Origin of the sequence: Photorhabdus caribbeanensis (assembly GCF_018448885.1) — a bacterium.
In the GTDB taxonomy this organism is placed as follows: domain Bacteria; phylum Pseudomonadota; class Gammaproteobacteria; order Enterobacterales; family Enterobacteriaceae; genus Photorhabdus; species Photorhabdus caribbeanensis.
On record NZ_RCWB01000021.1, the window covers coordinates 26103 to 46390 of the forward strand.

The window sequence follows — 20288 nt, forward strand, 5'->3', positions numbered from 1 at the left end:
TTTATCAATAAAATATTAATCTAAAGTAATTAATTTAAACATTCTCTGAAACTAACAATCAGATGTGATGTCTCAGTGCCTATCTCTGTATTGAGTCATAAGGGAACTAGTTATGCAGAAGTATATTTTAACTAACATGTTGTCAGGATTGCGTTTTATCACAATAAGCGGTGCATTGTTACTGGCCGGTTGTACGGGTTCATCGGGTTTTTCATGGTCGAATTTGTCGCCTCTGAGTTGGTTTGGCAGCTCCTTAAAAATTTCAGATCAGGGTGTGGGAGAAATAAATGATCTGACAGTAATGAATAAAGAGGCAATAGAGCAGGGGTTGGATGGAAAGTACCACTTACGCAGTGGTATGGAAACAAAAAATGGCCAATTGGCGACACTCTTTCAAGCAATGGATGGTGATCAATTGAAGATAGCGCTATTTGGTCAGGTTGATGGAAAAGTCAGCCGTATTGAAGTGTCGGATAAAGATATTGAAACCGTCTGGGGAACAAAGGTTGGTATGCCATTTTCGGCACTTTATAGTAGGGCATTTGGTGCTTGCCAAAATACGGTGAGTGAATCAGAGAAGAGCGCTATCGTTTGTGTATCCCCACAGAGCAAACATGTTAGTTATCTGTTTACAGGTCATTGGAATGGCCCTGAAGGTTTAATTCCTTCTGATGATGTGCTGAAAAATTGGAAAGTGGAACGCATCATTTGGAAGCGATGAGAAGTTCTGATTAAAACATAAACTGAGTCAATTTGGTGAATTTGATATTCCTATTGCGGGGCTGTAGCAGGCCCGCACTTTTCATTTAAAAACCTCATTCTTCCTGTCAGCTTATTGCGTTTCATACTTTCTAATTGCAATTTGGTATATTAAACGGTGATAGTTATCTACCCTGTTATAAATAAACTGGATACATTAGTCACTGGCGCGTTATTTGATGAAATAACGGATAAGGTGAGAAATGAAAAAGTATTCAGTAAAAAATACAATACTAAACGGACTGGTAGTAGTAACTTTATTAGGCAGCAGTCATGCCTTTGCTGTAGAACTGTTAAACAGCTCTTATGATGTTGCCCGTGAGTTATTTTCTGTACTGAATCCTGAGTTTGAAAAACAGTGGAATCAGCAGTATCCACAAGACAAATTGATAATCAAACAATCCCACGCCGGTTCCTCCAAACAAGCACTGGCAATTCTCCAGGGATTGCGGGCTGATGTGGTGACTTACAATCAGGTAACGGATGTGCAAATTTTGCATGATCGCGGCAAGCTGATCCCAGCTGATTGGCAGAACCGCCTGCCAAATAGCAGCTCACCTTACTATTCCACGATGGCGTTTCTTGTACGTAAAGGCAACCCAAAAAATATTCGTCATTGGGATGATTTGGTGCGTCAGGATGTCAAATTAGTCTTCCCAAACCCTAAAACCTCCGGTAATGGCCGATATACTTATTTGGCTGCCTGGGGAGCTATTCAGCAGGAAAATGGTGGAGATCAAGGAAAAACTCGTGAGTGGATGAAGCGTTTCCTGAAAAATGTCGCCGTGTTTGATACTGGCGGTCGCGGGGCGACAACTTCATTTATTGAACGTGGTTTGGGTGATGTACTGATCAGTTTCGAATCTGAAGTGAACAACATTCGCAAGCAGTATGGTGATGATAAATATGAAGTGATCGTTCCACCGGTAGGTATTCTGGCAGAATTCCCAGTGGCTTGGGTTGATAAGCATATTGCGAAAAACGGTACAGAGAAAGCGGCCAAAGCTTATCTAAATTATCTTTATAGTCCACAGGCACAGCAGATCATTACCAGCTTTAATTATCGAGTCAGTGATAAAAACGTGATGGCTCAGCAGAGAACCCGTTTTCCAGAAACTAAGCTGTTTCGATTGGAAGATCAATTTGGCGGTTGGCCGCAAGTGATGAAAACTCACTTCAATACTGGCGGCATACTGGATCAATTGCTGGCCGAGGGGCATAAGTAATGTTTTCGAGATCCAGTAAGCGAGTATTGCCTGGTTTCGGGTTAAGCTTAGGCAGTAGCCTGTTCTATACCTGCCTGATCTTATTGTTACCTCTGAGTGCATTAGTTGTGCAGCTTTCCAGTATGACTTGGGAACAGTATTGGCAAGTGATTGCTAATCCCCAAGTTGTGGCGGCTTACAAAGTGACATTGTTGGCAGCCGCGGTAGCCAGCTTGTTTAACGCGGTGTTTGGCATGCTGATGGCATGGGTTTTAACCCGCTATCGTTTCCCTGGCCGTAGCTTATTAGATGGTTTGATGGATCTCCCGTTTGCGTTACCTACTGCGGTAGCGGGATTGACATTGGCGACGCTATTTTCTGTTAGTGGTTGGTATGGCTCTTTGCTTGGGCACTTTGATGTAAAAGTCGTGAATACTTGGTTGGGTATTGCGGTGGCGATGGCGTTTACAAGTTTGCCATTTGTAGTGCGAACTATTCAGCCGGTACTTGAAGAGCTAGGGCCAGAATATGAAGAGGCAGCTCAAACATTAGGCGCTAATCGTTGGCAAGCTTTTTGGCGGGTTGTATTGCCAGAATTGTCTCCCGCTTTAATTGCGGGCACAGCACTCTCTTTTACTCGTAGCTTGGGGGAATTTGGCGCCGTGATCTTTATTGCCGGTAACATTGCATGGCAAACAGAAGTGGTATCGCTGATGATTTTCATCCGTTTACAGGAGTTTGATTACCCTGCGGCCAGCGCCATCGCATCAGTTATATTGGCAATATCCCTGATCTTACTATTTAGCATTAATACCCTGCAAAGCCGCTTTGGTAAGCGGATTGGGGGGCATTAATGGTTGAATTATCTGAATCTCATGTAGCGCAACGACTACCTATAAACTGGGGTAAATGGGTGTTGATCATAACAGGCGTACTGTTTTCAATCTTACTGTTAGTGATCCCCATTGTCTGGATATTCATGACCGCCTTTTCTAAAGGAGTTGAGGTAGTCACTGAGAATCTTTTAGATCCTGACATGTTGCATGCCATCTGGTTAACGATACTGATCGCATTAATTACCGTTCCGGTAAACCTAATTTTTGGCGTCATGATCGCTTGGTTAGTGACGCGCTTTCAGTTTCCGGGGCGGCAATGTTTATTGACGTTGATCGATATTCCGTTCGCTGTTTCGCCGGTTGTAGCTGGTTTGCTCTACTTATTGTTTTATGGTTCGAATGGTTGGGCAGGAAACTTGCTGGAACCCTATGATATCCAATTGATGTTTTCCTGGCCGGGGATGGTCTTGGTGACGATATTTGTGACTTGCCCGTTTGTTGTTCGAGAACTGGTGCCGATGATGCTTAGTCAGGGAAGCCAGGAGGATGAAGCTGCAATTTTATTGGGGGCTTCTGGCTGGAAAATGTTTTGGCGGGTGACGTTGCCTAATATCCGTTGGGCGTTGTTATACGGTGTGGTTTTAACCAATGCCCGGGCAATTGGTGAATTTGGTGCTGTTTCAGTGGTATCCGGCGCTATTCGTGGTGAAACTTACACATTGCCGTTGCAGGTTGAACTACTGCATCAAGATTACAACACTGTAGGGGCATTTACTGCGGCGGCATTGTTGGCATTGATGGCAATTATCACTTTGATTGTTAAAAGTGCTTTGCAGTGGCGGTTAAGTCGCCAGTATGGTTAAGGTAGGAGCAGAATATGAGTATTGAAATTAACAATATCAGTAAATATTTTGGTCGGACTCAGGTTCTGAGCGATGTCACTCTGAATATTTTTTCTGGAGAAATGGTTGCTCTGCTTGGTCCGTCAGGCTCCGGTAAAACAACCTTGTTGAGGATTATTGCTGGTCTGGAACAACAAACCGAGGGGAAACTGAGTTTCCACGGGCAAGATGTTAGCCGTATGCATGCTAAAGATCGGCAAGTTGGATTCGTATTTCAGCATTATGCACTATTTCGGCATATGACCGTGTTTGATAACGTTGCTTTTGGATTGACAGTACTGCCACGACGTAAGCGTCCGAATATGGCGGCTATCCGCCGTAAGGTTATGGAGTTGCTAGAGATGGTGCAATTGACGCATCTTGCTGAACGCTATCCATCGCAACTTTCTGGTGGGCAGAAACAGCGGGTAGCGTTGGCAAGAGCATTGGCTGTTGAACCGCAAATTCTATTACTTGATGAACCGTTTGGCGCACTGGATGCGCAGGTAAGAATGGAATTACGCCGTTGGCTGCGCCAGCTCCATGAAGAGCTTAAATTTACCAGTGTCTTCGTCACTCACGATCAGGAAGAAGCTATGGAAGTAGCTGACCGGGTGGTTGTCATGAGACAAGGGAATATTGAACAGGTCGCTACGCCACAAGAGGTATGGCGTTATCCGGCCAGCCGTTTTGTGATGGAGTTCCTAGGGGAGGTCAACCATTTTGATGGTGAGATTAAAGGCTCGCAGCTATTGATTGGCGGACAGCACTTGCCTCTTAATGTGACGCCAATCCATCAGGGGAATGTCGATGTATTCCTGCGTCCGTGGGATATCATGATGAACTCGCAACCGACACCTTCCAGTCCGTTGCCGGTACAGGTGACTGAGGTCAGTCCCAGAGGGCATTTCTGGCAGCTTTCGGTTCAGCCTCTAGGCTGGCACCATGAGTCGATAGCTGTTATTTGGTTTGATGAAACTTCAGTGCCCACAAGAGGAAGCCGTTATTTTATTGGTGGCACTGAAGCGCGTTTGTATGCGGGCGATAAGCAATTGCAAACACTGAGTTTAGCCCAAACTGCCTGATAATTACTTAAGATTTGGTTGGTACCATTTTGCTCATCTCCTTACCGCCAGGGATGGGCATTTTTTATTTAAGATCTTGCGATATGTTCCTGAATATGTTTATTTCGCTGTTCTATTAAATAAAACTTGGGTAATAGCTGTGGCAAGCTTGGAACATTTTATAGGTAATACCCCGCTGATAAAATTACAACGAATCACCGATAAGCTAGGGGTAGAAATATGGGTGAAACTTGAAGGTAATAATCCGGCAGGCTCGATAAAAGACAGAACCGCGCTATCAATGATTCAGCAAGCTGAATTGCGCGGTGAAATTTCTCCCGGTGACGTGTTGATTGAAGCCACTAGCGGAAATACGGGTATTGCGTTAGCAATGATTGCCGCAGTAAAAGGTTATCATCTTAAGTTACTGATGCCTGATAATATGAGCCTTGAGCGTCAGGCTTCTATGCGAGCTTATGGTGCAGAACTGATTTTGGTGAGTAGAGCAATGGGCATGGAAGGCGCGCGTGATTTAGCTCAGCAAATGGAGCGTAATGGTGAAGGTAAAGTTCTTGATCAATTCAATAACCCGGATAATCCTTTAGCGCATTTTACGACGACAGGGCCTGAAATTTGGCGACAGACGCAAGGTCGTATTACGCATTTTGTTTCCAGTATGGGGACGACGGGAACCATTACCGGTGTTAGCCGCTATTTAAAAAGCCAGTCTAATCGTGTACAGATTATTGGCTTACAACCGGCGGAGAATAGCCATATTCCCGGTATTCGCCGCTGGTCGCCGGCTTATTTGCCTGGCATTTTCCGCAAGGAGTTAGTTGATCAAGTGTTGGATATCACTCAGCAGGAAGCTGAAAATACCATGCGTTTGTTAGCTCAGAAAGAAGGCATTTTCTGTGGGGTCAGTTCCGGCGGTGCTGTTGCCGGAGCATTAAGTGTTGCAGCACAAAATCCAGGTTCTGTCATTGTTGCCATTATCTGCGACCGTGGCGACAGATATCTTTCTACCGGAGTATTTAATTAATCTGGTTATATATTTATACCCTATGGATTTCAAGATGGATCGCGACGGCAAGGGAGTGAATCCCCGGGAGCATAGGTAACTATGTTACCGGGGTGAGCGAGTGCAGCCAACAAAGAGGCAACTTGAAAGATAACGGGTATAGCGTGAGTAGAGTAAAAGAAGCGGATAAGCTCTGCTCACACTAGCCAATTGCTAATATGGAAAATGGTGTAAGTCGAAAATAAGGGATAAAAAAACAGCCGTGATTGTCGGCCGTTTTTTTAAGACGAAAATGGTATTGTGACAGTTAAAGTGTTACTACTTCTTAATACGCATAATGGGGGTTTCACCAACAGTGACGGAACCGCTCAACTTGGATAACTCTTTAATCTCATCCATGTTGGAAATAACAACAGGTGTCAGGGTAGATTTTGCTCTTTCTTCAAGGAGTTTAAGATCGAACTCCAAAACTAAATCACCTTTTTGTACACGCTGACCTTCTTCAGCAATACGCTTAAAGCCTTCGCCTTTAAGTTCAACCGTATCAATACCAAAATGGACAAATAGCTCAATACCGCTGTCCGATTCGATAGAAAATGCATGGTTGGTTTCAAATATTTTACCGATTGTTCCATCAACTGGTGCGACTATTTTATTGCCGGCGGGTTTTATAGCGATACCGTCGCCAACAATTTTTTCGGCGAAAACAACATCTGGAACATCTTCAATATTGACAATCTCACCGGATAAAGGTGCGATAATTTCAATAGTGCCGCTGTTTTTTTTATCATCTGAAACTAGAGATTTCAGTTTATCAAACAGACCCATGAATCTTCTCCTAATTGTTTATACTGGACCGCGTTTTAACCGATATTGTTAGCAAAGTGTTTTTTCTTTGATGAAGGTATCAACCAACTCTATCAACCCCTGAGCGGTAGACTGAGACAGGGCTTGCTCAGCTAGCGCTTTTGCATCTTCGTAACGCGTATTACGAATGATTTTCTTGATGCGAGGAATAGAAATCGCACTCATACTAAACTCATCCAGCCCCATGCCTAATAGCAATAATGTAGCACGTTCATCACCTGCAAGCTCGCCGCACATCCCCGTCCATTTACCTTCAGCGTGTGAAGCATCGATGGTTTGCTTAATCAGGCTCAATACTGCTGGTAGCATCGGGTTATAAAGATGAGAAATCAACTCGTTACCGCGGTCTACAGCAAGAGTATACTGAGTTAGATCGTTTGTCCCAATACTGAAAAAGTCAACTTCTTTTGCCAGGTGATGAGCAATAACTGCGGAAGCGGGTGTTTCCACCATCACTCCCACTTCGATCGCTTCATCGAATTTTTTGCCTTCTTCGCGAAGCTGGCCTTTCAGCAATTCAAGTTCTGCTTTCAGTTCCTGTACTTCTTCTACAGAAATAATCATTGGAAACATAATACGTAGTTTACCGAAAGCAGATGCACGTAAGATAGCACGTAACTGAGAATGTAAGATCTCTTTTCGATCAAGGCAAATACGAATTGCACGCCAACCAAGGAATGGATTCTCTTCTTTGGGTAGATTCATGTAGGGTAGATTTTTATCACCACCGATATCCATCGTACGTATAATAACCGCCTGGCTGCCCATTGCTTCGGCTACAGCTTTATAAGCTTGAAATTGTTCTTCTTCTGTTGGCAGTGCGTCACGATCCATAAACAGAAATTCTGTACGGTATAAACCGACGCCTTCGGCGCCATTGCGCTCTGCACCGATCACATCACGGACGGTTCCGATATTGGCACAGACTTCAACCTGATGGCCATCAAGAGTGATTGCCGGGAGATCTTTCAACTTTGCAAGTTCAGTTTTTTCTGCCAGATATTCGTTTTTAGTCTTTTTTAGCTGTTCAATTTCTGCATCAGATGGATTGATATAAATGTGGTTATTTACCGCGTCCAGGATTAAATAATCACCATTCTGGATTGTGGTTGTCGCCTGGGTGGTGCCCACGATCGCTGGCAGTTCAAGAGAGCGGGCCATGATTGATGTGTGGGAAGTTCGGCCGCCTAAATCGGTAATAAAACCGAGTACTTTTTCCAGATTGAGTTGTGCGGTTTCAGATGGCGTCAGGTCGTTGGCAACCAGAATGACTTCCTCTGAAATTGAGCCAAGATCAACAATGGGCATACCCAGAATATTTTTCAGCAAGCGTTTACCGATATCACGCACGTCTGTGGCGCGTTCTTTCAGGTATTCATCATCCAATTCTTCAAGTGCTTGGGCCTGAGTTTCAATGACAGAATAGACCGCAGCATCCGCAGTTTTGAAATCGTTTTTGATTAACGAAATAATTTCTTGTTCAAGTTCTTCATCTTCCAATAGCATGATATGCCCTTCGAAGATTTCAGCTTTTTCTTCTCCGAGGTTTTTGGCTGCTGTATTCTTGATGATTTCTAGCTGAGATGAGGCTTTTTCACGGCCTTGCTTGAAATGGGAAATTTCTTGTTCGACTTGTTCTTGGCTGATTTTTTTCTGATTGACAATAATTGGGTCTTCTTTCAGTAATAGTGCTTTACCGAAAGCGATGCCTGGTGATACTAATATGCCTGAAATCATGATGTTACCTAACTACTAATAATTATTCTTTAAAGAGCAAGCCCGCAGATGGTTTGCTGTTTTAGGACATGCATTTAAACTGATATCCCCAGATAAAAATTTATCCGGGGATGAGGAACGGCTAAGTGAATACCTGTCTATTCACAATCTCTGAATCTTGACTGGCTTTGCGGTCAACGGAAAATTATTCCAGTTCTGCCATCAACTTAACCAAATGCTCGATTGCTTTTTGCTCATCTTCGCCTTCAGCAGCAATGGTCACTACAGTGCCTTGAGTGAGTCCCAAAGTTTGTAGCTTAAACAGGCTTTTAGCACTGGCAGTTTTACCACCGGAAGTTAGAGTAATGTCGGAGGAGAAACTTTTGGCTTCTTTAACAAACTGTGCTGCGGGACGGGTGTGTAGGCCATTTGGCGCAGTAATAGTGACTTCTTGCTGGAACATAACGTTTCCTCAATAACTTAGATTTTTGCTATGTAAGTTAAGAACTTGTAATGGACAAATTTTAACTTGAGTGTTTATTCACTGCCTATCTCATTTAAGACGGTTTTATTTACTTAAAGAGCGAACTGAGTAATTAATGTTCTGGTAAAAGCGATAAATAGCTCCTGAACGCTCTTTAGTACGACCCGTAAGTTCCGGGTCATGCGTGCTGTCTGTATTCACTTTTACTGGTAAGAATAAACAGCACTAACGACGTCTACTGAGACAGACTCTCAGGTCGATAATGTAATAAAAATTTTTATTCATTATCAAAAAAATTGTTCTTTTCGATGCTTCTGGTTGATAGTTTGAAGTAAAGATAGATCGTGGAACTACTTAACTGAAACTACTACTCCTGCTAATTAATTTCGAGCATCGAAATAATTATTATTGGTTAAATACTAGACCCATTGTAAGAAATCATCTGGCAAAGTGTAAAAGTTTGATCTACCACACAGAAAAAGCACCATTTAGGTGCTTTTTTATCAATAAATCTAAGTAACTTTACTTAAAAACTTTTATTCATCAGACAAGTCAGTAAACAGTACACTGCTTAGATAGCGTTCACCTGATGAAGCCAGAATGACGACGATATTTTTGTCTTTATATTCTGGTTCCTGAGAAAGTTTCACCGCTGCTGCAACGGCGGCACCGGAGGAGATACCGGCCAGAATGCCCTCTTTTACCATGATTTCACGCGCGGTTTTAATCGCTTCTTCGTTGCTGATCTTGAAAACGCGATCAACCAGTGTCAAATCAAGGTTATCAGGAATAAAACCTGCACCAATACCTTGAATCTTATGGGGACCCGGTTTCACTTCTTCACCGGCCAGAGTTTGGCTGATGACGGGCGATTCTTCTGGTTCTACGGCAACCGCGGTGATATTTTTACCTTTGGTGTTTTTCAGGTAACGGGTGACGCCTGTTAATGTCCCGCCAGTCCCTACACCGGCAACAAATGCATCCACTTCACCGTCTGTGTCTTCCCAGATTTCTGGGCCTGTGGTTTTTTCATGGATTTCCGGGTTTGCCGGATTGCTGAACTGTTGCAGGATAATATAACGATCGGGATCGCTGGCTTTAATTTCATTGGCTTTCTCAATGGCGCCTTTCATGCCTTTAGCGCCTTCCGTCAACACCAGTTGCGCTCCCAATGCTTTCAATAGCTTGCGGCGCTCAATACTCATGGTTTCTGGCATAGTCAGCGTTAATTTATAGCCCCGAGCGGCGGCAACATAAGCAAGAGCTATCCCGGTATTACCGCTAGTAGGTTCTACCAACTCTTTCCCTGGTTGTAGGATTCCGCGTTTTTCAGCATCCCAAATCATATTGGAACCAATGCGACATTTTACACTAAAACTTGGGTTACGGGATTCTACTTTTGCCAGAATACGCCCATTGCCAAAGTGTTTTAGGCGAATTAACGGGGTACGACCAATAGTCAAAGAATTATCTTCGTAAATTTTACTCATACTCGTCTTTCAACTCCCTTTAGTGATATCCGGTCAACAATACGCCAACAACCGGTTAATGGAAATATAACTTAAATATATTTTTATGGTCTAAAAGAATAACTTAAATGAATATCATGGCATAATACGAAGGGCATGTTGTTCTCGATAGCGATCCACCCACATTGCTGTTGCCGCGCATACGGCAATAGGCATAATCACCAAATTGATAATGGGTATCATGGTTAAAATACTCACTGTTGCGCCAAATTGCAGATTAATTATTTTGTTTTGGCGAAGAGCGCTACGCATTGTTGGAAAACTGACTTTGTGGTTATCAAAGGGGTAATCACAATACTGAATCGATAGCATCCAGGCACTAAAAATAAACCAAAGCACAGGTGCGGCAGTCTGCCCGATCACAGGAATAAAATAGAGCAGCAATAACACCAGAGCGCGTGGAATGTAGTAGCACAGCTTAGTTAATTCCCGTTTCAGGATACGTGGAACATCTTTGAAGAGAGCTAAAACGCCGGTATCTGGAGCGGGGATTCCTGTTAAATCCGCTTCCAGTTTCTCTGCCAGCAAACCATTGAATGGCGCTGCGATAAAATTCGCTATTGTGCTGAAAAAGTAAGTAAAAATCAGCAAAACAGAGAGCACGGCGAGCGGCCATAAAATATAACTGAGCCATTGCATCCAATCCGGTACTTTGCTCACTATCCAAGGGATCCAGTTCCCCAGTTTCTGATAGAGCCACCAAAATGAACCGCCGAGAAACAAAATGTTTGCCAACAAAGGCAATAAGACAAATCTTTTAATGCCTGGGCGAGTAATTAATTTGCAACCTTGCATCAAATACTGAAAGCCGCTCAAATTTTTTGGCGATTTTGTTAAATTCAGCATACTTCCTATTCTCTCTTGTGTGATTGAAACGCTATCATATAGGCAGGATTTTCGACTGACTAGTATTGTTCTGTATAAAAAGAACGCAAAAGGGGCTTATTAGGCATCTTTCTGATAAGAAAAGTGTGTATAAGCTTGCACTTGTGTTATTTGACAAATACAGTTAATACAGAAAATATTCCGCCGTGGTGGCATACTTAATTAAACAACAGAGATAGCAATGATGCAGGATTTGCGTCTGATATTAATCATTGTTGGTGCGATAGCAATAATAGCTTTGCTGTTACATGGGTTGTGGACCAGCCGTAAAGAGCGTTCTTCGCTTTTTCGTGATCGCCCAGTTAAACGTCATAAACATGATCGTCAGAATGATTTCGTCGATGACAGTGACGATGAAGCGTTCGACAATCAGCAAAAGCCTTATGCCCATAAGCAGGTGAAATCTCATCAAGAGTATAAAGCTGAGCCAGCTATCGAGCGTCGTCAGCAAAAATTGACTGAAATTGATGCTGAAACGCCTGAAGAAAGCGATGATCCATTGCTGGCAGGCCGTCAGCCTGAAACGGCGGCGAGAAGGGCAGCCATAGAAGAACCGGAACCCCAACTCGGTCTGTTTGAATTCGAAGAGCAGAATGAACCTGAAAAAAACAGATCTGTGGTTGAAGAAAAGTCTCAAGAGGCGGTTGGCGAAAAAGAAACTCAGACCAAAGTGAAAGAAATTGTTTTGGTTCTTCATGTAGCAGCGCACCACGGCCAGGAATTGGATGGTGAACCCTTGTTGCAAAGTATCCTACAATCTGGCTTCCAGTTTGGGGAAATGCAGATTTTTCACCGTCACGTGAACCCATCAGGTAGCGGTCCGGTACTGTTTAGCTTGGCAAATATGGTGAAACCGGGTTCATTTAATCCTGAAACTATGGCTGATTTTACGACTCCGGGGGTTTCTATGTTTATGGTGGTCCCTTCTTACGGAGAATCTAGTCAGAATTTTAAACTGATGTTGCAGGCTGCTCAACGTATTGCTTCTGATGTTGGGGGCGTGGTGCTTGATGATGAGCGAAAAATGCTGACACCGCAAAAAATCGAATTATATAAAGCACGCATTCGCAGCACACTTGGTGTTCAGGTATAATCAATTTATCGAATGTTCAAGCCCCCGCCAGTCGGGGGCTTTTTATCGCTGGTTATCAATCATGAAATCAACTGCTCAACAAATAGAAAAGCTCAGAACAACATTGCGTCATCATGAATATCTGTATCACGTCATGGATGCGCCAGAGATCCCTGATGCAGAGTATGATCGATTAATGCAGGAATTGAAGGATCTTGAAGAACAGCATCCTGAGTTGATTACATCAGATTCACCAACGCAGCGAGTTGGAGCTGCTCCTCTGACGGCTTTCGAACAGGTCCGCCATGAAATTCCTATGTTGTCACTGGATAACGTATTTGATGAAGAGAGTTATCTGGCGTTTGATAAGCGAGTGCGTGACCGCCTGAAAGAGACTCAGGATTTAGTTGTGTGCTGTGAACTGAAATTGGATGGTTTGGCGGTCAGCCTGTTGTATGAAAATGGTGAATTGGTACGGGCTGCAACCCGTGGTGATGGTACAACAGGGGAAAATATTACATCAAATATACGGACTATCGGTGCAATTCCACTACGTCTGTTCGGCGAAAATATTCCAGCTCGTATTGAAATTCGCGGTGAAGTTTTCATGCCGCAAAAAGGGTTTGAGAAACTGAATGAGGAGGCGCGTCGCACGGGGGCAAAAGTATTTGCTAACCCACGTAATGCGGCGGCTGGCTCGTTGCGTCAACTCGATCCCCGCATTACGGCTAAACGCCCACTGGCTTTCTTCTGTTATGGTGTTGGCGTATTGGAGGGGGGAGAATTACCAGCTAGTCACTACGGGCGATTGATGCAGTTTAAGAAATGGGGATTGCCGGTCAGCGATAAAGTTAAAGTTTGTACCGACAGTCAACAGGTTATTGATTTTTATCATGATATTGTAAATCAGCGCTCCACATTAGGGTTTGATATCGATGGTGTCGTTGTCAAAGTCAATTCGCTGGAATTACAAGAAACATTAGGCTTTGTTGCCCGTGCCCCACGTTGGGCAACGGCGTTCAAATTTCCTGCTCAAGAGCAAATGACAATTGTTCGTGATGTTGAGTTTCAGGTTGGTCGTACTGGCGCGATCACACCGGTAGCACGTTTGGAGCCTGTACTGGTCTCTGGTGTGACTGTTAGTAATGCAACATTGCATAATGCGGATGAGATTGAACGTTTGGGTTTGCGGATTGGCGATACGGTCATTATTCGCCGCGCTGGAGATGTCATTCCACAAGTTGTCGGTGTTTTGGAAGAGAGAAGGCCACAGGACAGCAATGAAGTTATTTTCCCTGAACATTGTCCGGTATGTGGGGCAGATATTGAAAGAATTGAAGGGGAAGCTGTAGCGCGTTGTACGGGGGGATTGGTATGTGGTGCTCAGCGTAAAGAGGCACTTAGACATTTTGTTTCTCGTCGGGCGATGGATGTTGACGGCATGGGAGAAAAGATTATCGATCAGCTAGTAGATAAAGAATATGTCGAAACTCCGGCTGATCTTTTCAGGCTGACGGCAGGCAAGTTGACTGGGCTTGAGCGCATGGGGCCGAAATCTGCCCAGAATGTAGTAGATGCATTGGAAAAAGCGAAAAAAACCACCTTTGCCCGTTTCCTTTATGCGTTGGGTATCCGTGAAGTTGGGGAAGCGACCGCTGCTAATTTGGCAGCTCACTTTGGTGAACTGGATAAATTACGTTCCGCTGATGAGGAAGCATTGAAAGAAGTTCAGGATGTTGGTGAAGTGGTGGCAAAACATGTTGTTAACTTTTTCAGTGAACCTCATAACCAAGCAGTTATTGACGATTTGATTGATAATATCGGTATCAACTGGGAACCGGTAATCGTAACGAAAGCTGAAAAGATTGACAGCCCATTTTCGGGTAAAACAGTTGTGCTGACAGGTTCATTGCATCAGTTATCTAGGGATGAAGCCAAAGCTAAACTTGTTGCACTTGGAGCAAAAGTGACGGGCAGCGTTTCTAAGAAAACCGATTTGGTGATTGCGGGTGAAGCTGCCGGTTCAAAGTTAGCTAAAGCTAATGAACTGAATATTCCGGTTATTGATGAAGAAGAAATGATCCGTTTATTGGGAGAATAACTTTTTTGTTTACATACTGATTATTGAGAGTTTTTCTCAATAATCAGTTAAACGCGATAAGGTGTTATCTTATACGATTCAGCCAAAAATGTGATCAGACGCATTAAGTAAAGATTTACAGCAAGAATTATTTCAGTCTAATGTGATATCTATACCTTATGGATTTCAAGGTGCATCGCGATGGCAAGGGAGTAAATCCCTAGGAGCATAGATAACTATGTGACCGGTGTGAGCGAGTGCAGCCAACAAAGAGGCAGCTTGAAAGATGGCGGGTATATACTTATTTGATCGCCTTTTATTACATAGAATGAGTTATAAAAACTCGCTTTCTATCGTGTTTGGAGTGTGATATGTCTCAAATCCTGCATTTCTTTTTAGCTTTGATTGTCATTGGCGGCCTTGCTATTTTGGCGAGTAGTGACCGTAAAAGTATTCGCCCTCGTTATGTTATTCAATTGCTTGTTATTGAACTTATCTTGGCTTGGTTTTTCCTGAATTCAGGTATTGGTCAGGAATTTGTCATGAGATTTGCTGGTTTATTTGAGCATTTACTGAAATATGCGGGTGAAGGGACTGAGTTCATTTTTGGCGGCATGATGGATGCAAAACTGGCATTCTTCTTTCTGAATGTATTGTGTCCGATTATCTTTATTTCTGCGTTGATTGGTATTTTGCAGCATATCAAATTATTGCCAATCATCATCCGGGTTATTGGTACTCTGCTATCTAAAGTCAACGGCATGGGTAAACTGGAATCATTTAACGCGGTCAGTTCTCTGATACTTGGGCAGTCTGAAAACTTTATTGCTTATAAAGATATATTGGGAAAAATGTCTGAGCGTCGCATGTACACGATGGCTGCGACTGCAATGTCAACGGTTTCTATGTCGATCGTTGGGGCTTACATGCAAATTTTAGCGCCTAAATATGTTGTAGCGGCATTGGTGCTTAATATGTTCAGTACCTTTATCATCCTATCGCTGATTAATCCGTATGCTGTTGACAGTGAAGAAGATATTCAGATGAGCAATCTCCACGAAGGCCAAAGTTTTTTCGAAATGTTAGGTGAATATATTTTGGCGGGTTTCAAGGTGGCTCTCATTGTGGCTGCGATGTTGATTGGTTTCATTGCCCTGATTGCTGCTATTAATGCGCTGTTCAGCATGGTGTTTGAGAAGGACTTTCAGGAAATGCTCGGCTACGTATTTTATCCATTTGCTTGGGTGATTGGGATTCCGACAGATGAAGCATTACGGGTTGGTAGCGTCATGGCAACCAAATTGGTTGCTAACGAATTTGTGGCAATGCACAGCTTACAATCCATTGCGACAGAACTTTCTCCTCGTTCACAAGGTATTTTGTCGGTATTCCTGGTTTCTTTTGCTAACTTCTCTTCTATTGGGATTGTGGCCGGTGCGATTAAAGGTTTGAATGAGAAGCAGGGTAATATTGTTTCCCGATTTGGTTTGAAACTACTATTTGGTTCAACGCTTGTCAGTTTCTTGTCTGCGGCTATTGCCGGTTTAGTATTGTAAAAGATTATATTTTATCGTGGAATATTGCATCATGGATGGTGCAGATTCCCTTTCACCTATTTCTCTTTATAGATATGTAAATTATGGAAAAAGAAAACCTGATAGAAATTGCTAATACTGCAATGCCGTTCGGTAAATACAAAGGGCGTATGCTCATTGACTTACCGGAAGAGTATTTATTGTGGTTCGCTCGTAAGGGGGAATTTCCGCGAGGTAAATTAGGTGAGCTGATGGAGATGACTTTAGCAATAAAACTAGAGGGATTAGATTCATTGGTGAAGCCATTGAAAAAAGGCTAGCTAAGGTTAGCGTTTGTTTTTTAATCGATGATGGTGGGTTAGATATGGTAACAACCAAAAGGCCCTGAAAGCATGGCTTTCAGGGCCTGATAATTTTGGTGGAGCTAAGCGGGATCGAACCGCTGACCTCTTGCATGCCATGCAAGCGCTCTCCCAGCTGAGCTATAGCCCCACGAGTGTGGTATTTCCTAATTTTAGTACCAAACACCTTGATTCAATATAAAGGATTTGGTGGAGCTAAGCGGGATCGAACCGCTGACCTCTTGCATGCCATGCAAGCGCTCTCCCAGCTGAGCTATAGCCCCAATCAAAATTAATGGAACGGGGCGCATAATATGAAACCCTGCAAATACTGTCAACGGCTAACTTATCATTCTCACAACAAGCGTTGAAAAAGCCATCAATTTTATGATCAATTGACAAAATAGAGGCTGAGCAATGGGTTGAAGTGAAATAGAAGATGTTTGAAAAAGGTGTAAGAAGGTGACAATTAAATAGGATTTTTTGAAAACAGAAAGGCATCACATGTGATAAGTGACGCCTTTGATGTATTAATTAAGATTGAGTTTCACGTTGAGCAATAAACTCCAGCGCTTGATTAATACGGGATAAAGTACGGGTTTGCCCGATAGCATGAATAGTGACATCCACACCTGGGGATTGACCTGCACCGGTAGCAGCAACACGCAGTGGCATACCAATTTTACCCATGCCGACTTCCAGTTCATCAGCGGTGGATTGAATGGCATGATGCACATTTTCTGGCGTCCAATCAGTAATTGAAGCTAGCTTTGTACGGACAACTTCAAGAGGTTGACGGGCAACTGGGCGTAAATGTTTCTTCGCCGCATCGGCATCAAATTCAGCAAAATCTTCATAGAAGTAGTGGCAGGATTCGGCCATTTCTTTCAGAGTCTTACAGCGTTCGCCCAGTAATTTAATCAGATCAACCAGTTGTGGACCATTATGGGTATCAATACCTTGTTGCTCCATGTGCCATGCTAGATGAACGGCAACTTTCTCTGGAGGCAGGGTATTAATATAGTGGTGGTTCAACCATTGCAGTTTTTCTGTATTGAATGCGCTGGCGGATTTATTGATAGCATCCAGGCTGAACAGCTCAGTCATTTCTTCAATGCTGAAAATTTCTTGATCGCCGTGTGACCAACCCAAACGAACTAGATAATTCAGCAGTGCTTCTGGCAGGTAGCCATCATCACGGTATTGCATAACGCTCACTGCGCCGTGACGTTTGGACAGTTTTTTGCCATCATCACCGAGGATCATCGAAACGTGAGCATATTCGGGTACGGGAGCGCCGAGTGCTTTCAGAATATTAATTTGGCGAGGTGTATTATTGATATGGTCTTCACCGCGGATGACATGAGTGATCTCCATATCCCAGTCATCGATAACAACACAGAAATTATACGTAGGCGAGCCATCGGTACGACGGATAATCAGATCATCAAGTTCCTGATTGCTGAACTCAATGGGACCCCGGATCTGATCATTAAAAACAACAGAACCTTCCTGTGGATTGCGGAAACGGACAACATGGGGCTGATCTGGGTTATGTTGACATGAATTATCACGGCAACGGCCGTCATAACGTGGTTTCTCGCCATTTGCCATTTGAGTTTCGCGCAATTCTTCCAGACGCTCTTTAGAACAATAGCAACGATAAGCACTGCCTTGTTCTAGCATGTGATCGATCGCCTGATTATAACGATCAAAGCGTTTCGTCTGATAATAAGGGCCTTCATCCCAATTCAGATTTAACCAGTTCATACCGTCCATAATGGCATTGATAGCTTCCTGAGTTGAGCGTTCAAGGTCAGTATCCTCGATACGCAATACAAATTCGCCTTTGTTATGGCGGCTATATAACCAGGAATAAAGTGCGGTACGAGCACCGCCAACATGGAGATAGCCAGTTGGGCTTGGTGCGAAACGGGTTTTGATTTTACTCATTGGGGATTGCCTTAATTACGTTTCACTTTTCAATGAACGTTATTGGTGATTTAAAGTAACAAAAGTGGGGGCTATTTTATCACTGCACTTTAATTCCTCAATGCTGTTAACGGGAAGTTGTTGAGAAAAGTCAGTGTATTTGTCTAAACTGTACCCTATAGTGATGATAATTATCTCACCCTTGTTTAATTTTGAGGCGAACGATATTTTTCTCTAGAAAAAGCGTTGACTCATTCTGAACTATCCCTATAATGCGACCCCATCACGACGGGGCGATTAGCTCAGTTGGTAGAGCATCTCCCTTACAAGGAGGGGGTCATCAGTTCGAATCTGGTATCGCCCACCATCTCGTTGTGATAAAAATGATTTTATGATTGGGCGATTAGCTCAGTTGGTAGAGCATCTCCCTTACAAGGAGGGGGTCATCAGTTCGAATCTGGTATCGCCCACCAATCATAAATTCAGTGGTATAGAAGCAGTAATAGTCATCATGAAGTGGGCGATTAGCTCAGTTGGTAGAGCATCTCCCTTACAAGGAGGGGGTCATCAGTTCGAATCTGGTATCGCCCACCACTTCATTAGGATTATTTCAGGCGGTATCACATATCTTTGGTGCGGGTCGTTAGCTCAGTCGGTAGAGCAGTTGACTTTTAATCAATTGGTCGCAGGTTCGAATCCTGCACGACCCACCACTCCAAAAGGTATCCAGAGTAGTTCTCCTATAGATGGGTCGTTAGCTCAGTCGGTAGAGCAGTTGACTTTTAATCAATTGGTCGCAGGTTCGAATCCTGCACGACCCACCATCTTCAAAAGATATCCAGAGTAGTTCCCCTATAGATGGGTCGTTAGCTCAGTCGGTAGAGCAGTTGACTTTTAATCAATTGGTCACAGGTTCGAGCCGAGCGAAGCGAGACAACAGCGCGTGAGCGCTGGCCCGGAGGGCGAGGCCGTAGGCCGAGTAATCCTGCACGACCCACCATCTTCAAAAGATATCCAGAGTAGTTCCCCTATAGATGGGTCGTTAGCTCAGTCGGTAGAGCAGTTGACTTTTAATCAATTGATCGCAGGTTCGAGCCGAGCGAAGCGAGACAACAGCGCGTGAGCGCTGGCCCGGAGGGCGAGGCCGTAGGCCGAGTAATCCTGCACGACCCACCATCTTCAGAAGATATCCAGAGTAGTTCCCCTATAGATGGGTCGTTAGCTCAGTCGGTAGAGCAGTTGACTTTTAATCAATTGGTCGCAGGTTCGAGCCGAGCGAAGCGAGACAACAGCGCGTCAGCGCTGGCCCGGAGGGCGAGGCCGTAGGCCGAGTAATCCTGCACGACCCACCATCTTCAAAAGATATCCAGAGTAGTTCCCCTATAGATGGGTCGTTAGCTCAGTCGGTAGAGCAGTTGACTTTTAATCAATTGATCGCAGGTTCGAGCCGAGCGAAGCGAGACAACAGCGCGTCAGCGCTGGCCCGGAGGGCGAGGCCGTAGGCCGAGTAATCCTGCACGACCCACCATCTTCAGAAGATATCCAGAGTAGTTCCCCTATAGATGGGTCGTTAGCTCAGTCGGTAGAGCAGTTGACTTTTAATCAATTGATCGCAGGTTCGAGCCGAGCGAAGCGAGACAACAGCGCGTGAGCGCTGGCCCGGAGGGCGAGGCCGTAGGCCGAGTAATCCTGCACGACCCATCATCTTCAAAAGATATCCAGAGTAGTTCTCCTATAGATGGGTCGTTAGCTCAGTCGGTAGAGCAGTTGACTTTTAATCAATTGGTCGCAGGTTCGAACCGAGCGAAGCGAGACAACAGCGCGTCAGCGCTGGCCAGGAGGGCGAGGCCGTAGGCCGAGTAATCCTGCACGACCCACCATCTTCAGAAGATATCCAGAGTAGTTCCCCTATAGATGGGTCGTTAGCTCAGTCGGTAGAGCAGTTGACTTTTAATCAATGGGTCGCAGGTTCGAGCCGAGCGAAGCGAGACAACAGCGCGTCAGCGCTGGCCCGGAGGGCGAGGCCGTAGGCCGAGTAATCCTGCACGACCCACCACTCCAAAAGATATTCAGAGTAGTTC

16 protein-coding genes and 14 tRNA genes are annotated in these 20288 nt (G+C 44.1%); 22 read left to right on the forward strand and 8 right to left on the reverse strand.

Going from position 1 to position 20288, the window contains the following annotated elements; translation table 11 throughout:
* Window positions 1-112: 112 nt before the first annotated feature.
* The 6 genes from EAE90_RS14435 to cysM all read left to right on the forward strand — a co-directional run bounded on the left by EAE90_RS14435 (window position 113) and on the right by cysM (window position 5787).
* Window positions 113-721 carry an RpoE-regulated lipoprotein gene (locus tag EAE90_RS14435; protein ID WP_214054077.1) on the forward strand — a complete coding sequence of 203 codons (609 nt, stop codon included), beginning with the start codon at window positions 113-115 and terminating at the stop codon, window positions 719-721.
* A 241-nt stretch (window positions 722-962) separates the two neighbouring features.
* Window positions 963-1985, forward strand: coding sequence for a sulfate ABC transporter substrate-binding protein (locus EAE90_RS14440; RefSeq protein ID WP_214054078.1), 1023 nt, complete (start codon window positions 963-965; stop codon window positions 1983-1985).
* A complete protein-coding gene (gene cysT, locus EAE90_RS14445) occupies window positions 1985-2818 on the forward strand; it encodes a sulfate/thiosulfate ABC transporter permease CysT (RefSeq protein WP_214054079.1) in 834 nt (277 codons plus the stop codon). Before EAE90_RS14440 ends, cysT begins: the two co-directional genes overlap by 1 nt.
* Window positions 2818-3663, forward strand: coding sequence for a sulfate/thiosulfate ABC transporter permease CysW (cysW, locus tag EAE90_RS14450; RefSeq protein ID WP_214054080.1), 846 nt, complete (start codon window positions 2818-2820; stop codon window positions 3661-3663). Before cysT ends, cysW begins: the two co-directional genes overlap by 1 nt.
* A gap of 14 nt (window positions 3664-3677) precedes the next feature.
* Complete coding sequence (gene cysA, locus EAE90_RS14455; protein ID WP_214054081.1) at window positions 3678-4766, forward strand: sulfate/thiosulfate ABC transporter ATP-binding protein CysA; 1089 nt, start codon at window positions 3678-3680, stop codon at window positions 4764-4766.
* Between the two features lie 139 nt (window positions 4767-4905).
* Window positions 4906-5787, forward strand: a complete 882-nt coding sequence (gene cysM, locus EAE90_RS14460; protein WP_214054082.1) for a cysteine synthase CysM — start codon at window positions 4906-4908, stop codon at window positions 5785-5787.
* A gap of 297 nt (window positions 5788-6084) precedes the next feature.
* Here the strand turns inward: cysM and crr are convergent, their stop codons facing one another.
* The 5 genes from crr to cysZ all read right to left on the reverse strand — a co-directional run bounded on the left by crr (window position 6085) and on the right by cysZ (window position 11208).
* Complete coding sequence (gene crr / locus EAE90_RS14465; RefSeq protein WP_015833547.1) at window positions 6085-6594, reverse strand: PTS glucose transporter subunit IIA; 510 nt, start codon at window positions 6592-6594, stop codon at window positions 6085-6087.
* Between the two features lie 48 nt (window positions 6595-6642).
* Window positions 6643-8370, reverse strand: a complete 1728-nt coding sequence (ptsI, locus tag EAE90_RS14470; RefSeq protein WP_214054083.1) for a phosphoenolpyruvate-protein phosphotransferase PtsI — start codon at window positions 8368-8370, stop codon at window positions 6643-6645.
* A gap of 184 nt (window positions 8371-8554) precedes the next feature.
* Window positions 8555-8812, reverse strand: coding sequence for a phosphocarrier protein Hpr (ptsH, locus tag EAE90_RS14475; RefSeq protein ID WP_214054084.1), 258 nt, complete (start codon window positions 8810-8812; stop codon window positions 8555-8557).
* 557 nt (window positions 8813-9369) lie between these two features.
* Window positions 9370-10323 carry a cysteine synthase A gene (gene cysK / locus EAE90_RS14480; protein ID WP_214054085.1) on the reverse strand — a complete coding sequence of 318 codons (954 nt, stop codon included), beginning with the start codon at window positions 10321-10323 and terminating at the stop codon, window positions 9370-9372.
* 114 nt (window positions 10324-10437) lie between these two features.
* Window positions 10438-11208 (reverse strand): sulfate transporter CysZ, encoded by a 771-nt coding sequence (gene cysZ / locus EAE90_RS14485; RefSeq protein ID WP_214054086.1) that lies wholly within the window; start codon window positions 11206-11208, stop codon window positions 10438-10440.
* A gap of 220 nt (window positions 11209-11428) precedes the next feature.
* Here cysZ and zipA point away from each other — a divergent pair, with 220 nt between their 5' ends.
* The 4 genes from zipA to EAE90_RS14505 all read left to right on the forward strand — a co-directional run bounded on the left by zipA (window position 11429) and on the right by EAE90_RS14505 (window position 16254).
* Entirely contained in the window at window positions 11429-12340 is a 912-nt protein-coding gene (gene zipA / locus EAE90_RS14490; RefSeq protein WP_214054087.1) for a cell division protein ZipA, read from the forward strand.
* Between the two features lie 61 nt (window positions 12341-12401).
* Window positions 12402-14420, forward strand: a complete 2019-nt coding sequence (gene ligA, locus EAE90_RS14495; RefSeq protein ID WP_214054088.1) for an NAD-dependent DNA ligase LigA — start codon at window positions 12402-12404, stop codon at window positions 14418-14420.
* 350 nt (window positions 14421-14770) lie between these two features.
* The gene (locus EAE90_RS14500) at window positions 14771-15955 is read left to right on the forward strand and encodes a NupC/NupG family nucleoside CNT transporter (protein ID WP_214054089.1); all 1185 of its coding nucleotides are present in this window, start codon (window positions 14771-14773) and stop codon (window positions 15953-15955) included.
* An 83-nt stretch (window positions 15956-16038) separates the two neighbouring features.
* Complete coding sequence (locus EAE90_RS14505; RefSeq protein ID WP_214054090.1) at window positions 16039-16254, forward strand: DUF3820 family protein; 216 nt, start codon at window positions 16039-16041, stop codon at window positions 16252-16254.
* A 96-nt stretch (window positions 16255-16350) separates the two neighbouring features.
* Here EAE90_RS14505 and EAE90_RS14510 read toward each other — a convergent pair.
* The 3 genes from EAE90_RS14510 to gltX all read right to left on the reverse strand — a co-directional run bounded on the left by EAE90_RS14510 (window position 16351) and on the right by gltX (window position 18228).
* Window positions 16351-16426: transfer RNA gene (locus tag EAE90_RS14510), tRNA-Ala, on the reverse strand.
* 57 nt (window positions 16427-16483) lie between these two features.
* Window positions 16484-16559: transfer RNA gene (locus tag EAE90_RS14515), tRNA-Ala, on the reverse strand.
* Window positions 16560-16809: 250 nt separating this feature from the next.
* Window positions 16810-18228, reverse strand: a complete 1419-nt coding sequence (gene gltX / locus EAE90_RS14520) for a glutamate--tRNA ligase (RefSeq protein ID WP_214054091.1) — start codon at window positions 18226-18228, stop codon at window positions 16810-16812.
* 270 nt (window positions 18229-18498) lie between these two features.
* Between gltX and EAE90_RS14525 the strand changes: the two genes are divergently transcribed.
* The 12 genes from EAE90_RS14525 (at window position 18499) to EAE90_RS14580 (ending at window position 20263) form a co-directional block, all read left to right on the forward strand.
* Window positions 18499-18574, forward strand: a tRNA-Val gene (locus EAE90_RS14525).
* A 30-nt stretch (window positions 18575-18604) separates the two neighbouring features.
* A tRNA-Val gene (locus EAE90_RS14530) sits at window positions 18605-18680 on the forward strand.
* A gap of 45 nt (window positions 18681-18725) precedes the next feature.
* Window positions 18726-18801, forward strand: a tRNA-Val gene (locus EAE90_RS14535).
* A gap of 43 nt (window positions 18802-18844) precedes the next feature.
* A tRNA-Lys gene (locus tag EAE90_RS14540) sits at window positions 18845-18920 on the forward strand.
* Between the two features lie 35 nt (window positions 18921-18955).
* Window positions 18956-19031, forward strand: a tRNA-Lys gene (locus EAE90_RS14545).
* A gap of 36 nt (window positions 19032-19067) precedes the next feature.
* A tRNA-Lys gene (locus EAE90_RS14550) sits at window positions 19068-19207 on the forward strand.
* Between the two features lie 36 nt (window positions 19208-19243).
* Window positions 19244-19383: transfer RNA gene (locus EAE90_RS14555), tRNA-Lys, on the forward strand.
* Window positions 19384-19419: 36 nt separating this feature from the next.
* Window positions 19420-19559 (forward strand) — tRNA-Lys (locus tag EAE90_RS14560).
* 36 nt (window positions 19560-19595) lie between these two features.
* Window positions 19596-19735, forward strand: a tRNA-Lys gene (locus tag EAE90_RS14565).
* A gap of 36 nt (window positions 19736-19771) precedes the next feature.
* Window positions 19772-19908, forward strand: a tRNA-Lys gene (locus tag EAE90_RS14570).
* Between the two features lie 39 nt (window positions 19909-19947).
* A tRNA-Lys gene (locus EAE90_RS14575) sits at window positions 19948-20087 on the forward strand.
* Window positions 20088-20123: 36 nt separating this feature from the next.
* Window positions 20124-20263, forward strand: a tRNA-Lys gene (locus tag EAE90_RS14580).
* Window positions 20264-20288 lie beyond the last annotated feature (25 nt).